This is a genomic window from Nonomuraea fuscirosea, assembly GCF_003001935.1.
GTDB lineage: Bacteria > Actinomycetota > Actinomycetes > Streptosporangiales > Streptosporangiaceae > Nonomuraea > Nonomuraea fuscirosea.
In genome coordinates, this window is the sequence record NZ_PVNG01000028.1 from 64651 (window position 1) to 79829 (window position 15179).

The 15179-nt window shown below is 73.7% G+C and carries 10 protein-coding genes; 4 read left to right on the top strand and 6 right to left on the bottom strand.

Annotated elements, in window-relative coordinates; translation table 11 throughout:
- Nucleotides 1-26: 26 nt before the first annotated feature.
- The 3 genes from B0I32_RS47245 to B0I32_RS47255 are packed head-to-tail and all read right to left on the bottom strand — an operon-like array spanning nt 27 to nt 2817.
- Complete coding sequence (locus tag B0I32_RS47245) at nt 27-845, bottom strand: ATP-binding cassette domain-containing protein (RefSeq protein ID WP_106250940.1); 819 nt, start codon at nt 843-845, stop codon at nt 27-29.
- Entirely contained in the window at nt 842-1819 is a 978-nt protein-coding gene (locus B0I32_RS47250; protein WP_219912370.1) for an ABC transporter permease, read from the bottom strand. Before B0I32_RS47250 ends, B0I32_RS47245 begins: the two co-directional genes overlap by 4 nt.
- 8 nt (nt 1820-1827) lie before the next feature.
- Complete coding sequence (locus tag B0I32_RS47255; protein ID WP_106250944.1) at nt 1828-2817, bottom strand: sugar ABC transporter substrate-binding protein; 990 nt, start codon at nt 2815-2817, stop codon at nt 1828-1830.
- Between the two features lie 151 nt (nt 2818-2968).
- Between B0I32_RS47255 and B0I32_RS47265 the strand changes: the two genes are divergently transcribed.
- Nucleotides 2969-4039 (top strand): carbohydrate kinase family protein, encoded by a 1071-nt coding sequence (locus tag B0I32_RS47265; protein ID WP_245956588.1) that lies wholly within the window; start codon nt 2969-2971, stop codon nt 4037-4039.
- Nucleotides 4040-4120: 81 nt separating this feature from the next.
- Here the strand turns inward: B0I32_RS47265 and B0I32_RS47270 are convergent, their stop codons facing one another.
- From B0I32_RS47270 to B0I32_RS47280, 3 genes are read right to left on the bottom strand one after another with little or no spacing between them, the layout of a single operon-like run.
- Entirely contained in the window at nt 4121-8473 is a 4353-nt protein-coding gene (locus B0I32_RS47270; RefSeq protein ID WP_219912371.1) for a TIGR02680 family protein, read from the bottom strand.
- Complete coding sequence (locus B0I32_RS47275; protein ID WP_106250949.1) at nt 8470-9795, bottom strand: TIGR02678 family protein; 1326 nt, start codon at nt 9793-9795, stop codon at nt 8470-8472. The genes B0I32_RS47270 and B0I32_RS47275 overlap by 4 nt, the downstream gene beginning before the upstream one ends.
- The gene (locus B0I32_RS47280; protein ID WP_219912372.1) at nt 9792-11360 is read right to left on the bottom strand and encodes a TIGR02677 family protein; all 1569 of its coding nucleotides are present in this window, start codon (nt 11358-11360) and stop codon (nt 9792-9794) included. Before B0I32_RS47280 ends, B0I32_RS47275 begins: the two co-directional genes overlap by 4 nt.
- A gap of 225 nt (nt 11361-11585) precedes the next feature.
- Between B0I32_RS47280 and B0I32_RS47285 the strand changes: the two genes are divergently transcribed.
- From B0I32_RS47285 to B0I32_RS47295, 3 genes are read left to right on the top strand one after another with little or no spacing between them, the layout of a single operon-like run.
- Complete coding sequence (locus B0I32_RS47285) at nt 11586-12737, top strand: LacI family DNA-binding transcriptional regulator (RefSeq protein ID WP_181308562.1); 1152 nt, start codon at nt 11586-11588, stop codon at nt 12735-12737.
- Entirely contained in the window at nt 12734-13849 is a 1116-nt protein-coding gene (locus B0I32_RS47290; protein WP_106250953.1) for a mandelate racemase/muconate lactonizing enzyme family protein, read from the top strand. Before B0I32_RS47285 ends, B0I32_RS47290 begins: the two co-directional genes overlap by 4 nt.
- 34 nt (nt 13850-13883) lie before the next feature.
- On the top strand, nt 13884-15170 hold the full coding sequence (locus B0I32_RS47295) for an MFS transporter (protein ID WP_106250954.1): 1287 nt from the start codon (nt 13884-13886) through the stop codon (nt 15168-15170).
- The last annotated feature ends 9 nt before the right edge of the window (nt 15171-15179 follow it).

A 15179-nucleotide genomic window follows, 5' to 3' on the forward strand; every position in this document is an offset into this window, starting at 1 on the left:
GGGAGAGGATGTCAACCTAGATCCCGTTACAGGCCGATCGCCTTCGCCGCGTCCTCGTCGTGGACCACGGACTTCCCGTCCGACAGCTGCAGCGCGCCGGTCATGATGGCCACCACCTCGGCCATGCTGTGGTCGCGCGGGCTGAGCTCGGCGACCCTGCGGCCCAGGCGCTGCACGTGGACGCGGTCGGCGATCTCGAACACGTGCGGCATGTTGTGGCTGATCAGCACCACCGGGGTGCCCCGGTCGCGGACCTGCCGGATGAGGTCGAGCACCTGGCCGGACTCCTTGACGCCGAGCGCCGCCGTGGGCTCGTCCATGACCACGACGTTCGTGGCCCACGCCACCGCCCTGGCCACGGCCACGCCCTGCCGCTGCCCGCCGGACAGCGACTCGACCGGCTGGGTGAGCGAGCGCAGCCCGATCTTGAGCTCGGCCATGTGCCGGGCCGACTCCTCCCGCATGCGTTTCTTGTCGAGCATCCGGAAGACCGTGCCGAGCAGGCCGGGTTTGCGCACCTCCCGGCCCAGGAACATGTTCGTCGCGATGTCGAGCGAGGCCGCGATGGCCAGGTCCTGGTAGACGGTCTCGATCCCGTGCCGGCGCGCGTCGAGGGGGTCGCGGAAGCGCACCGGCTCACCGTCCAGCCGGATCTCGCCCGAGTCGGGCTGCAGCGCGCCGGTCAGCGCCTTGATCAGGCTGGTCTTGCCGGCGCCGTTGTCGCCGATGACCGCCAGCACCTCGCCGGGCATGAGGTCGAAGTCCGCGCCGTCGAGCGCGGTGACGTGACCGTAGCGCTTGACCAGGCCGCGCGCCTGGAGGATCGGCGTAGGCGGGCTCGTCATCGGTTCCTCCTGCGGGAGAGCTGGTCGACGGTGACCGCGAGGATCACCAGGATGCCCGTGATGAGCGTCTGGTAGATCGACGGTACGCCCATGAGCTGCAGCCCGTTGCGGAAGACGCCCACGATGAGCGCCCCGACGAGCGTCCCCAGGACCAGGCCCCGGCCGCCGAACAGGCTGGTGCCGCCGAGCACGACCGCGGTGATGCTGTCCAGGTTGTCGGTCTGGCCGGCCTGGGGGTCGCCGACGCCGGTCCGGCTGACCAGGAGGAGAGCGGCGATGCCGTAGACGAGGCCGGCCACCGTGTAGACGCCGACGGTCAGGCGGCCGGTCCTGATGCCGGTCAGGCGGGCCACCTCCGGGCTGTTGCCCAGCGCGTACACGTGCCGGCCCCACGCGGTGGAGCCGAGCAGGTACGCGAACAGCACGAACAGCAGGATCGTCAGCAGCGAGCCGTAGGTGACGTTCGTCTGGCCGACCTGGAACGTCTGCCCGAGCACCGTCAGCAGCGCGGGCAGCTCGGTCACCGTCTGCTCGTCGGAGTAGATGTGCGTCAGGGCGAAGACCACGTTCAGCATGCCCAGCGTCACGATGAACGGCGGCAGCGAGATCCGCGTCACCAGCAGCCCGTTGACCAGCCCGAACCCGGCGCAGACGGCGAGCCCGGCGGCCAGCGCGAGCACGGGCGGCAGGCCGGTGTCCACGGCCAGCTTGGTCATCACGATCCCGCCGAAGGCCATGATCGCGCCGCAGGCGAGGTCGATGCCCGCGGTCAGGATGATCAGGGTCTGCCCGATGGCCAGCGTGCCGACCACCATGACCTGCTGGATGATCAGCGAGAAGTTGGGGCCGGTGAAGAACTGGCCGCTGTTCACGCCGAAGAACAGGCAGGCCAGCAGGAGCGCCACCAGCGGGCCCGCGACCGGGGTGGCGGCCAGGCGGCGCGGCAGCGTCGCGTGGGTCGTCGCTTGCGTCACGGCCATGCTCAGCCCCAGCAGTTGGCCAGGCCGAAGGCGGTGTCCTCGGCGTCGACGCCGGTGACGGCCTTGTCGGTGATGAGCGTGACGCCGGTGTCGGTGTAGCCGCTGGCCTTCTGGCCGCTCTTGGCGAACGTGGCCACGGCCTTGACGCCCTCCTCGGCCATCTTCAGCGGGTACTGCTGGCTGGTGGCGGCGATCTGGCCGGACTGCACGGCCTTGGTGCCGGTGCAGCCGCCGTCGACGGAGACGACGAGCACGTCCTTGTCGCGGCCCTTGGCCTTCAGCGCGGTGTGCGCGCCGAGCGCGGCCGGCTCGTTGATGGTGTAGACGAGGTTGATGTCGGGGGCCTTCTGCAGGCAGTTCTCCATGGCGGTCTGGCCCTTGGCCTGGTCACCGCGGGTGTCCTGGGAGCAGACGATCGACGGGTCGCCCTCCTGGACGCCGAACCCCTTGAGGAAGCCGTCGTGCCTGAGCTGCCCGACGGTGATGCCGGGGGCCAGGTCGAGGGTGGCGATCTTGGCGGGTTCGCCGGCCATGGCGGCCTTGGCGTACTGGCCGATCAGCTCGCCGGCCTTGAAGTTGTCGGTGGCGAACAGCGCGTCGGTGGCGTCCTGCGGCTCGGTGGGGGTGTCGAGGGCGATCACGAGGACGCCCGCGTCGCGCGCCTTCTTGATCGCCGGGACGATGGCCTTGGTGTCGCTCGGGGTGATGAGGATGCCCTTCACCCCGGCGGCGACCATGTTCTCGATCGCGGTGATCTGGCTGGCGTTGTCGCCGTCGAACTTGCCCGCGGCGCTCATCAGCTCCAGGCCGCCGGCCTGGGCGGCCTTCTGCGCGCCTTCCTTCATCTTGACGAAGAACGGGTTGGTCTCGGTCTTGGTGATCAGGCCGACCTTGGTGGCGGAGGCGCTCTGCGTGCCCCCTCCTCCGCCGCCGCCGCAGCCGGCGACGAGCAGCACGGTGACCAGGATTCCGGCAGGAAGCTTCGCGTTCATTGCGGTTCCTAACAGGGGGGATTCAATGTCATCGTTGACATATGTCATCGTTGACATCGGCTGTGCTGCGATGATGAGCTTCGATCCGGGAAACGTCAATGCCCTTGTGCCGTAACGAATCGGCAACAGGCGGCGAGAGGCAGGCCGGACCATGATCGCTGTCCTGGGCGAGTGCGTCGCCGACGCCTTCACCGACCACCGCCCCGCCGACCCGCCTGTCCGCCCGTCCGACGGGCCGGCGGGCGGGCGGACAGGCGGGTCGGAGAACGGGCCCGCCGGCGGACCAGAGGACGGGCCGGCGAGCGGACCGGCGAGCGGACCGGGCGCCAGGCCGGTGGGGATGGCGCTGCGGGTGTTGCCTGGTGGCGGGCCGGCGAACACGGCGGTGGCGCTGGCTCGGCTGGGGACCGCCGCCCGGTTCCTGGGCCGGCTCTCCCATGACGTCTTCGGCGACCTGTTCCGGGCGCACCTGACCTCCTCGGGGGTGGACCTGTCGGCGGCCGTCGCGGCCGGCGAGCTGAGCACGCTGGCGGTCGCCGCGCTCGACGCCGACGGCCGGGCGGTCTACACCTTCTACGCCGACGGCACCGCCGACTGGGGCTGGACCCCGGACGAGCTGGACGGCGACCGGCTCGGCCCGGCCTCCTGCCTGCACACCGGCTCGCTGGCGCTGGTCAGGCGGCCGGGTGGCGAGGCGGTGGAGGAGTTCGCCCGCGCCGTGCGCTCCCGCGCCACGGTCTCGATCGATCCCAACGTCCGTCCCGGCTTCGCCACCAGGGACGACTACCGGGTGGAGCGCTGGTGCGCGTGGAGCGACATCCTCAAGCTCAGCACCGACGACGTGGACTTCCTGCTCCCCGGCGTGCCGTACGAGCGGGCCTGCGACACCTGGCACGCCGCCGGCGCCCGCCTCGTCGTCGTCACCAAGGGCGCGGCGGGCGCGCTGATCTCCCTGGACGGCGAACGGGCCGAGGTGCCGGCGCCGCGGGTGCGGGTCGTGGACACGGTCGGCGCGGGGGACGCGTTCACCGCCGGGCTGCTGCACGACCTGGAGGCGCGGGGCCTGCTCGGGGGCCGCCTCGACGCCCTCGACCTGGAGACCGCCGTGGCGGCGGCCACGTTCGCGGCCGAGGTGGCGGCGCTGACGTGCTCGGTCCCCGGGGCCGACCCGCCCTGGCGCGACCGACTGACCGGACGTCGGTCGTCCGGCCCTGCCCGATAACCGTCCCCCTGCGTCGATCCCGCACCGGGACCACGGACGACGTCAGTCGCCCGGCACCGTCCGAGACCACTACGGACGACGTCAGTCGCCCGGCACCGTGCGGTAGCCGTTCCAGACGAAACGGGCGGTCGTCACCGCGTCGTCGCCGTCGCCCGTGATGAGCTGATGGATCGCGATCCCGTCCAGCTCCCGGTACTCGCACCACTCGTGGTCGGAGGTGAGCACCAGGTCCAGCCCCAGGTCCACCAGCAGGTCGAACACCTGCCCCCGGTTCGTCCTGTCCACCCCGACGAACACCTCGTCCAGCAGGATGAACCGCGGGCATCCGGGATCGGTCTGATAGTGCGCGGCCACGGCGGCGAACAGCGGCAGGTGCAGCGCGATCGCCTTCTCCCCGCCCGACAGCGCCCCGTGCAGCTTCCTGGTCAGCTCCTGCCAGCCCTGCCCGTCGCCGCGGTCGAGCCGGACCACGAACCGGTGCCAGGCCGTGTAGTCGAGCACCTTCATCAGCTGGTCCTCCCAGCTCGCCGAGGAGTCGTCGGCCCGCGCCTCCTCCACGCGGTCCATGAAGAAGACGTACAGGGCCTCCTTGTCGGCCTCGCTCAGCCCGGCGGGGTCGCGCAGCAGCAGGTCGCGGGCGGCGCGGGTGCCGGGCGCCTGGGCAGGGTCCACCTGCCACACCAGCCGCACCGCCACCCGGGAGGCGGTGCGGACGCGTTCGAGGCGCTGGTTCATGCTCTCGACCAGCGCGGTCGCCTGCCTGATCCGGTCGGCCAGGTGCCGCCGCGTGTCGCCGGCCAGCGTGCGGTCGAACAGGTCCCGCTCGGCCTCCGTGATGTCGGTGCGCCGCTCGTCGCGCTCCTCGCGCAGCACCTGGCTGAGCGCGGCGGCGCCGGCCCGCACGCCGCTGACGGTGGCGGTGAGCACCTGCACGTCCTCCTCCGGGGCCAGCTCCAGGTCCGCGCGACCGGCCAGGATCTCCCTGGCGTGGTGGAAGGCGTCCTGCAGCCGCGTCTCGGCCTCCCTGACGTTCTTGTGCTCGTACGGGACGGCCGCCAGCTGCTCGGCCACCGCCCTGGCCGCCTCCAGCACCGCCCGTGTCCCGGCCTCCGGCGCCAGCTCGATCGTCACCCCGGCGTCCACCGGCAGGTGCCCGGCCGCCAGGCGGCGGAAGCGCCCGGACACCTCGTCGCGCTCCCGCCTGGCCTCGGCGTGCCGGTCCTCGGCGGTGCCGAGCTCGCCCCTGAGCCGGCCGAGCTCGGCGTTCAGCTTCGCCAGGCCGTCGTTGATCGACTTGATCAGGCGACGGCACGCCTGGTGAGCGCCCTGGGCCTCGCGCAGCCGCTCCAGTACGTGCGCCTGCCCGGCCCCGTCCTCGCGATCGATGTCCGACGTGTCCCCAGATCCGTGTCCTGAGCCGTCGGCGGAGCCGGTCGCGCGATCGATGCCCGGCTTGATGGCGGATTCGATCGCGGACAGTCGTTCGGCCAGCACCATCGCGGCGGCGGCGGCCTCCTCGGCCCGTTCGACCGCCTGGACGGCCAGGCGTTCGTACTCGCCCGCCGTCGCCTCGGCCTGCTCGGCGCGTTCCCGCGCGGCGCGGGCGTCGGCGCGGCGGTCGTGCCAGACGGTGCCGGTCGTCTCGGTGCCGCGCAGCGCCTCCTCCAGGTTGTCCAGCGCGGGCGGCGCGGCGGGCAGGGCATGCCGGTCGGCCAGCTCGGTGAGGTGGCGCAGCGACCGGCCGACGTCCTGCTCGCGCTCGCGCAGGCGCTGCTCGCCGGCCCGGAGCCGGTCCTCCAGCAGCGCGACCTTGCCTACCGCGCCGTCGAGGTCCTGAAGCGCGTCGGCGTACGGCGTCCGGTCGGGCCTGCGCCGCAGCTCGGCGGTCAGCGTGTCGCGGTCGGCCTCGATGACGGCGAGCAGGTGGTCGCACTCGGCGATCCGCCCGGCGAGCTCGCCGAGCCGGTCGTCGAGCTCGGCGACGCGGCGGCGCCTGGCCCGCTCGCGAGCGGTGGCGCCGATGTAGGAGGGCTCGGGCTTGACCCAGCGGCCCGTCGCGGGGCCCAGCCGCCAGGTGCCGTCCGCGCCGATGACGGCGGGATGGTCGACGCCGATCGCGGTGGGCGCGAACGCGATCCCGGCCAGCACGGTGTCCGCGGACACCGGCGAGTCGGCCTCGGTGAACAGCACGTGCGCCAGGCTGTAGCCGGGCGCGGGCCTGGACAGCGCGGCCACGGCGAACGCGTCGTGCTCGCCGGCGTCGAACCCGCCGTCGGGGCGCAGCCACAGGTCGAGCAGGCCCGACGCCTCCAGTGCGGCCTCCAGCCCGGCCTGGGCGACGGGGTCGAGCCCCGACCTGAACGCGATGGCCCGCCACAGCGGGGTGCCCGGGCGTCCCGGTCTGGTGGCGGTGGCGCGAGCGTGCGGGGCGGGCGGCTCCAGTACGGCCTGGTCGGTGAGGCTCTCGCGCTCCTTGGCCAGCTCGGCGCGCTCGGTGAGCAGCCCGGCGCGCCGGCTCGTGACGTGCTGCTCGCGGGTGGTCAGCTCGACGGCGGCCATCGTCCTGGCGGTGCCGACCAGGTCGTCGGCCCGCCCGAAGTCGGTGGCCAGCCCGGCGAGCGTACCGGGATCGAGCTGGAGCTGCGCGCAGCCGCCCGCCCAGTCGGCCAGGGCGGCGGCCAGATCGCGGGCGCGTTCCTCACACCGGCGCCCGGCCTTCTCGTGCGCCTCCTGGGCGGCGGCCAGGTCGTCGCGGGCCTGGTCGCGCTCGTGCTCGGCGGCGGTACGACGCCTGACGGCCTCGTCGTGCCGGACGGCCCCCGCCCTGACGTCCCTGATCTGCGCGGCCCGGCTGGTGACGGCGGCCCGCAACAACTCCCGCGCCCGCCGCACAGCCTCATCACTGTCCGGCACCCGACCGCCGGACACCCGATCAGCGGGCCCGCCACCGCCGGCCCCGGAGACCGGGCCACCACTCGCATGACCGCCGAACGCGGGCGCGCCGGACCCGGAGTCGGAAGACGCGGGCGCGCCGGAGGCGGGGGCGGAGGACGCGAGGGCGCCGAATGCGGGGGCGCCCGACGCCAGACCACCGGACGCGGGGTCGGCGGGCGCGGGCTGGGTGGGGTCGTCCTGGTGAAGGGTCGGGGTGGCGTCGGTGACCGTTCGTTCGGTTTCCTCGTGGACGCTGAGCAGGCCGGCGCGTTCGGCCGCGTGGCGGGCCTCCGCGCGGGCGCGGTCGGCCAGGGCCGCGGCGGCGCGGGCCGTGCCGGCGGCGCGGGCCGACAGCTCCTGCTTGGCCGTCACGGCACGGGCCGCCTGGCCGGCCTGGTCGCGCAGGCGGGCGGCCAGTTCGTGCGCGGCGCGTGCCTCGGTGCGCAGCCGGTGCAGGTCGCCGCCCGTCCGGTACGCCTCGCTCTCCTTAAGCCCGTCGATCTGCGCGGCCAGGGCCAGCTCCTGGGCCTCCTCCTCCCCCAGCCGCAGCGTCGTGGCATCGAGCTCCCGTTCGGCCTCCTTGAGCCCGTCGCGCCTGGCCCTGACCTCGGCGGCGAGCGTCTCCAGGGTGTGGCCGGCGGAGGTGACGGCGTGGGCGGCGGCCCGCAGAACCCGCTGGGCGTAGCCGCGCTGCCGGACGGCCAGCCGGTCGGCCTCCTCCACGTCGCGGTCGAGCAGCCGCAGCTCCTCGCGCCGGCGGTCGAGCCGTTCGAACCCCTCGGCGATCTCGTGGATCTCGCCCTCGCCCAGCGGCGGCAGCGCGCTGGACAGCAGCTCCGACAGCAGCCCCGGATCGAGCCGCTCGGACAACTTGGGCGTGCGGAGCTGGCGGAGCGCGGTGAGCAGGGAGTCGTAGCGCTGCTCGTTGAGCCCGGGGTAGAGGGTCCGGCGTACAGCGGTTCGATAGGAGGCGGCCGATTCGTGGACCGTTCCACAGCCGTCCAGCTCGTCGGCGAGCTGCGCCTTGGTCAGCGGCTGGCCGGCCTCGCCGCTGAGACTGACGCCGTCGGGGGCGCCGACGCGGGCCTCGGTGGTGAAGTAGGTGGCGGTGACGTTCTTGGTGTGGACGGTGGCCTGCAGCCGGGCGCCGCAGGTGAACCAGCGGCCGTCGGCGTGCCGGAACTCCAGCCACACGTAGCCGACCCGGGTGGCGCCGCCGGCGCCGTCGCCCATGAGGTTCCAGTGCATGGTGCGCTCGGTGCCGCCGAACGTGGACAGCCGGCTCGGCTTGAGGCTGGCGTCCAGCACGTACGGCAGCAGCAGCTCCAGCACCTTGGACTTGCCGCTGCCGTTGGGCCCGCGCAGCAGCAGCCGCCCCCGGTGGAACTCGAACACCTCGTCGTAGTAGCGCCACACGTTGAGGATCCCGGCGCGTACGGGAGTCCAGCGGGCGTCCATCCCGTGCGCGGGGCGCGACGGGGTGAGCTCGGTGACCGTCAAACTTCCTCCTGTACGTGCGAAGCCTGAAGCTGGAGGCCGGAGTTCTGCGGACGGTTGCGGTAGCGGGCGGCGGCGGGCAGGGCGGCGATCCGGCCCCCGGCGCGGCGGGCGAGCCCGAACGACGTGAGCACCTCCAGCGCGTCGGCGGCCAGCCGCGGCCCGCCCCCGTCGGACTGGTACGCCTTGGCCCACTGGGGGAAACGGCGCAGCAGCCCGGCCGCCTCGGCGTCGAGCCTGGCGTCGGTGACGGGGCCGGAGGTGACGAGCAGGTCGAGCATGAGGAGGGCGGCGACCTTGGCGTGGCTGCCGTCGTCGGGGAAGCGGGTGTCGGTGGCGATGCCGTCGGGGTCGATGAGCAGGAAGCCCTCGGCGCGTTCCTCCAGCACGAACCCGGCCTCCCCGGCGGCGCGGCGCAGCAGGCGGCGGCCGGTGAGGGAGTCGGCGTAGGCGGCCTGGTCGGGGGTGAGCTCGTCGCGGTGGACGACGGGCTCGTCGAGCAGGCGGCGGATGAGCGAGTGGCGGGCCCAGAGATTGCGCTGCGTGGCGGTCGGCTCGTCGCCCCCGTAACGCGCCTCGAACGTCAGCGCCGCCGTCACAGGCGACCCCTCCCCCACCGGCCGCTCCCCTGCCGGCCGCTCCCCTGCCGGCCGCTCCCCTGCCGGCCGCTCCCCTGCCGGTCCGGCGCTCGCCGCCGGAGGCCCGCCCTCCAGCGTGGCGGCCACACGGGAGGGCGGGACCGGGGCGGCCAGGAGGCGGATCACGCGGGTGGTGTCCACCCGGTAGAGCACCTTGGCCTCCTCGTCGTCCAGGTAGGCGTCGGTGGCGCCGTCCATGGCGGTGAGCGCACCGTAGTGCTCAAGCAGCTTGAGCGCGTCCACGAACGCGGCCCGCTCCTCGCTCCTGACCGGGTCGAACGCGGGCACCCCGTCCTCCACCGCCGCCGCCTGCACGACCCGCTGGGCCAGCATCCCGATCGTGGTGACCGGCGAGGTGAGCAGTTCGGCCGCGCACAGGCAGAGCAGTGTGTAGCGGCGGCGGTCGAAGGGCGCCCTGGTGGTACGGCGGCGGCGCGCCGGCCGGGTGGCGCCGGGCTCGGTCTTGACCTTGACCAGCCGGGCGTACCCCTGGCGCGGCTCCACGACCAGCCGCCAGCCGCAGAAGTAGTCGAACCACTGGATCAGCGGCTGACGCCGCTTCCTGATGAGGTCGAACGCGGCCGGGTCGTCGTGCCGGGACACCAGCGGGCGGCCGAGCAGGGTCCTGATCGCGCGGGCGATCTCCTCCTTCTCGGCCCGGACGAGCTGGTTGGCCAGGCTGCTCATTCGCCCGCCGCCCGCCCGCGCAGGCCCGCGCCGCCGCGCGCCTCGCCCAGGGAACGCACGTCGATGAGGTAGTCGGGCCCCCTGAACCAGCCCGCGGGCGTGCGCAGCACCGCCACCGCGCCGTCGTCGGGCGCTCGCAGCACGATCTCGACCCGGCCGTCGGAGGTGACGGCCCGCCGGAAGCCGGTGGAGTCGGGCCGCTCGGCCAGGGCCCGGCCGAGCAGGTCGAGCAGCCGGCCGAACGTGTCGTGGTCGAGGTCGCCCATCCGCGACAGCCGCATCGCGCCGGTCGTGACCAGCGCCGCCCAGGCGGCCTCCAGCTCGGCCCGCTCCCGTCCGGCCAGCGCCCTGCGCTGGGCCCGCAGCGCCGCCACGTCGCGCACCCGGCCGGTCCGGCCCATCCGTTCGGTACGGCCGCGCGAGCGCAGCAGCGCCGACACCTCCACCGGCGCGGCCCGCGCCCAGGGCACCCCGGCCGGGATCAGCTCGGCGTCAGCGTGCCCGAGGTGGGCATGGCGGGCCGAGCCGAGCCCGAAGGCCGCCTCCCACAGCCGGTGCGCGTCCTGCTCGCCGGGCGCGGCGGCGAACCAGCGGGCCAGCGTACGGAAGTCGGCGGCGGCGCTGGAGGAGCGGCGGCGCGAGTCGGTGATCCGGTCGAGCACCTGGAGCAGCGAGACGATGGCCCGCCGCGCCACGTCGTGCAGTTGCCGCACGCGCGGCCGGGGGTCGGCGGACCCCTCCTCGGGCGCGAACCACTGCCGCAGCCCCTCCCACCTGGCCCGTCTCGCGGCCAGCCACGGGGTGGCGTGGTCGGCCCCCGGAACCCTGGGCAGGTCGGCGCCGTCGAGCGCGCGGGCGTGCAGCACGCCGACGCCGTGGCCGGCCACGGCCCGCACGCCGGCCGCGACGGCGTCGCCGCGCTGCTCCAGGTTGGTCACGAACTCCTGGAGGTAGGCCACCGTGGCCGCCTTGACCTCGTGGAACGTGGCCAGGTCGGCGCCCTCGACGCGCAGCAGCCGCTGCAGCTCGCCGTTGAAGCGCTGGGTGTTGCCGCGCAGCCCTTCGAGGTGGCCTTCCAGCTCCTGGAGCGCGGTGAAGATGCGCCGGTCACGGCCGGGGTCGGGGTCGCGCAGCAGGGCGTCCAGCTCGCGCAGCCGGTCGGCGATGGCGTCGAGCACAGCCGTCTGCAGCGCGCCGGCCGACTCCAGCGCGGCCATGGCGTGCCGGACGCCCGCGACCGCCGCCTCGCCCCGCCTGGTCAGCGAGTAGTGCAGGTTCTTGCGCTCGTACTCCTCGGCGGTGGCGAAGCTGCCGGCGTGGTTGAAGATCACGTCGAGCAGGCCCCAGCCCGCGAGCTGCTTGAGCGTGGCGGCCAGCTCCTGCTCGCGTACCGGGGCGTACCATCCCGACTCGCGCAGCCGTTCGCGGACCTGCTCGACCGTCAGGGCCGTTTCGAGCCGTTCGCCGGCCTCGCCGAAGGCGTGCAGGACCGCCGTGTGCAGGTCGGCCCGCTCGGTGGTGGTGAACCGGAACATCTCCGGCGGCACCCGTGGCGGCTCCGCCATCGCCCCGCTCCCCTCGCCGCACGATTGTCCGGACGCCACCGTAGCGGGAGAGACCGGCGGCGGGACCGCTGTTTGCGAGCAGATCACGGGCGTTCGGCGCTCGCATGGGAACGCCGGGGGGCGATCTGGCCGGGTTCGGGATGGGGCTTGTCGCTCCGTCCCGCGACGGGGTAACGTGCGGTTTTGTCCACAGTTATCGATAACAGCGCGGAGAGTAGCCGGACGGTGGCGGAAGCGAAGGCGACGATCTACACGGTCGCGCGGGCGGTCGGGGTGAGCGCCCAGACGGTGTCGCGGGTCCTCAACGGGACCGGCCAGGTCAGTGAGAAGACCAGGGCCGCCGTGCTGGCCGCGATCGAGGCGCAGGGTTACCGGCCCAACGCGGTCGGCCGGAGCCTGCGCGCCTCCCGTACCCCGATGGTCGGGGTGCTGGTGGCCGACATCGGCAACCCCTTCTACGCCCGGCTGCACCGCGCCATCGAGCGCCGGCTGTCCGGCAGCGGCTACTCGCTGATGCTGATGAACTGCGACGACGACGCCCGCATCGAGCGCCGCCAGCTGGAGCTGCTGCGCTCGTACCGGCCGACGGGGCTGGTCATCGTCCCGTCGGTGGGCAGCTCGCTGAGCGCGGCGGACCTGCCGGCGTACGGGCACGTGGTGAGCGTCAGCCGGGTGCTGGACGGCCTGCCCGTGCCCGCCGTCGTCACCGACGAGCGGGAGTCCGTCAGGGCGGCGGCGGAGGAGCTGATCGCGCACGGGCACACGGAGCTCGCCCTGATCTCCGGCCCGGAGCAGGCCTCCACCGCCCGCGCCCGCGAGGAGGGCTTCCACCAGGCGCTGGCCCGGCACCCCGGGCGGCGCGGGATCGTCCGGCACACCGACGGGACCAGGGCGGGCGCGCAGGCCGCGGCCGGCGAGCTGCTCGGCACGCGACCAGGCCCGGCCGCAATGGGCCCGGCCGCGACGAATCCAACCGCGACGGGCCCGACCGCGATGGTCGGGTTCAACGCGCTCGTCACCGAGGGGATCGTCAGCGCGATCATGGCGGCCGGTCTGCGCTGCCCCGAGGACGTCTCGGTGGTGGGGTTCACCGACGCCGGCTGGATGACGCTGCACCGCCCGCCCATCTCCGTGATCGACCAGCCGGTGGAGGAGATGGGCGCCCTGGCCGGGCGGCTCCTGCTCGACCTGGCCGCGGGCGAGAGCGTCGCCCCCGGCCCGCGGGTGGTGCCGAGCACGCTGATCCGGCGCGGCTCCGTCGCCGCACCGTCCACGAAGATCGCCGCACCGGCCATGAAGACCGCCGGGCCGGCTACGCAGGTCACCGGGTCGGACACGAAGACCGCCGCGCCGGACACGAACGAGGAGAGGTCATGAAGATCGACCGGGTGGAGACGCACGTCGTCACCGAGCGGTTGCGGACGCCGTTCGGCATGTCCCAGTGGCACTGGGAGGCGCGCTCCAGCTGCCTCGTCGAGATCGTGACCGACGAGGGCGTCACCGGGTGGGGCGAGTGCTTCGGCCCGGCCGAGGGCAGCCGGGCGCTGATCGAGACGGTCTTCGCCCCGCTCCTGATCGGGGCGGACGCGTTCGAGCACGTGGCCCTGTGGGAGTCGATGTACAACCGCAGCCGCGAGTGGGGCCGCGCGGGGGTGCCGATCGCCGCCGTCTCCGGCATCGAGATCGCCCTGTGGGACGCCGTCGGCAAGGCGCTCGGCCAGCCGGTGCACCGGCTGCTCGGCGGCCGGGCGCCCGCCTCGTTCGAGTCCTACGCCTCCGCGTTCTACTACGACGGCGAGTGGGCCGGCGACCTGGAGGCGGAGGCGCGTCACCTCCTCGACCAGGGCTACCGCCACGTCAAGATGAAGGTCGGCGCCGACCTGCGCTCCGACGTCGAGCGCGTGCACCGCGTACGCGCCGCGCTCGGCCCCGGCGTGCGCCTGGCCGCCGACGCCAACCGCGGCTACACGACGGCGGAGGCGCTGGCGTTCGCCCGCGAGACCGAGTCCGACGGGCTGTGGTTCTTCGAGGAGCCGGTCATCCCCGAGGACCTGGCCGGCTACCGCGAGCTGCGGGCGGCCACAGCGGTGCCCATCGCGGGCGGCGAGTCGGCGTTCACCCGGTGGGGCTTCGCCGAGCTGATCGAGTCGCGGGCGGTGGACCTGCTCCAGCCCGACGCCACGGCCTGCGGCGGGCTGCGCGAGACGCTGCTGATCGCCGGCATGGCGAGCGTCCACGGCATCCCGACGCTGCCGCACGTGTGGGGGTCGGCGATCACGGTGGCGGCCGGGCTGCACCTGGCCACCGCGCTGCCGGTGGTGACTCCTTCGCTGGGGCGCACGCCGCCGGTCATCGAGCTCGACCAGGCGCCCAACTCGTTCCGCCAGACCCTGTCGGACCTGGAGATCGGGCCGGTGATGTCCGTGCCCCATGGTCCCGGGCTCGGCATCGAGATCGACCGTTCGGTGATCGAGGCGTACCGGGCCTGACCACCACCACAGTTCCAGCTCTAAGGAAGACCCCGTGCCATCGGATCAGCGTTCCACCCCGCACCCCCTTCCCGCCACCGTCCCCTCGCTTCCGCACAAGTGGTTGCGCATCAGCGGGCTGCTGCTCGTCGGCCTGTTCGTCGCCTACCTCGACCGTTCGAACCTGTCGATCGGGATCAAGAACATCAGCACCGACCTCGGCTTCGCCGGCGACGGCTTCGCCGCCACGTCGAGCCTGGCGTTGACGGCGTTCCTGGTCGGATATCTGATCTCGAACTTCCTCGGCGGCTTCCTCACCGCCCGCGTGGACGCCAAGTGGATCCTGCTCGTCACGGTCGCGGGCTACTCACTGTGCACGCTGCTCATCGGGTTCACCGACTCCGTGGGCGTGCTCGTCGCGCTGCGCGTGGGCGTCGGCGTGTTCGAGGGGGTCTACTGGCCGCAGCAGTTCAGGATGGCCAAGGCCTGGTTCGACGAGCGGGAGATGACCCGGGCCAGCGCCATGATCCAGTACTACGGGCAGTATCTCGCGCTGGCGCTCGGGTTCTTCCTGCTGACCCCGATCGAGGCGTCGTTCGGCTGGCGGCCGATGTTCTGGGCGCTCGGCGCGATCGGCCTGCTCGTCGTCCTGCCGCTCTACGCCCGCTTCCTGCCGGCCGCGCCCGGGACCACCACTCGCGCCACCCCGGCGGAACGCGGCGGCGGGGCGGGCGGGCGGCTCACGTTCGCGGCCTTCGGCGGCGGGCGCTTCCTGCTGCTCGTCTTCAGCTACTTCGCCAACGGCATGCTGTTCTGGGGCATCACGCTGTACATCCCGCTGATCGTGCCGACGTTCGGGTTCGCGCCGAGCGTGAACGGGCTGCTGTCGGCCGCGCCGTACCTCGTCTCGCTGGTGCTCACGGTGCCGATGATGCTCCTCGGCGACCGTACGGGGCGGCGCGGGCCGATCGCGGTCTCCGGCCTGGTGGTGGGAGGCGTGCTGCTGGCGTGCGTGGCGCTGACCGGGTCGCCGGTGGCGCAGTTCTCGCTGATCTGCCTCGGGCTGGGCTATTTCACCGCCGCGTACACGCCGAACATCTGGGCGATCGCGGTGACCGACCTGCCCGCGCACGTGGTGGGCCCGGCGACGGGCATCATCAACGGTTTCGGGGCCGGCGGGGGCGGCGTCGTGGCGGGGGCCCTGGTGGGCGCGCTGCTGGCGGCCACGGGGACGTACACGCTGGGGCTGTCGATCCTGGGGCTGGTGGCCATTCTGGGCGGGCTCGCCCTGTTCCTCTACACCAGGATGCGTCCGACGACCCCCGCCGTCACCGCCGCTTGACCAGGCGGC

Bases quoted from the DNA above. Each gene is read 5' to 3' on its own strand.
- B0I32_RS47245 (WP_106250940.1), bottom strand. From the start codon at position 845: ATGACGAGCCCGCCTACGCCGATCCTCCAGGCGCGCGGCCTGGTCAAG.
- B0I32_RS47255 (WP_106250944.1), bottom strand. From the start codon at position 2,817: ATGAACGCGAAGCTTCCTGCCGGAATCCTGGTCACCGTGCTGCTCGTC.
- B0I32_RS47265 (WP_245956588.1), top strand. From the start codon at position 2,969: ATGATCGCTGTCCTGGGCGAGTGCGTCGCCGACGCCTTCACCGACCAC.
- B0I32_RS47275 (WP_106250949.1), bottom strand. From the start codon at position 9,795: ATGAGCAGCCTGGCCAACCAGCTCGTCCGGGCCGAGAAGGAGGAGATC.
- B0I32_RS47280 (WP_219912372.1), bottom strand. From the start codon at position 11,360: ATGGCGGAGCCGCCACGGGTGCCGCCGGAGATGTTCCGGTTCACCACC.
- B0I32_RS47290 (WP_106250953.1), top strand. From the start codon at position 12,734: ATGAAGATCGACCGGGTGGAGACGCACGTCGTCACCGAGCGGTTGCGG.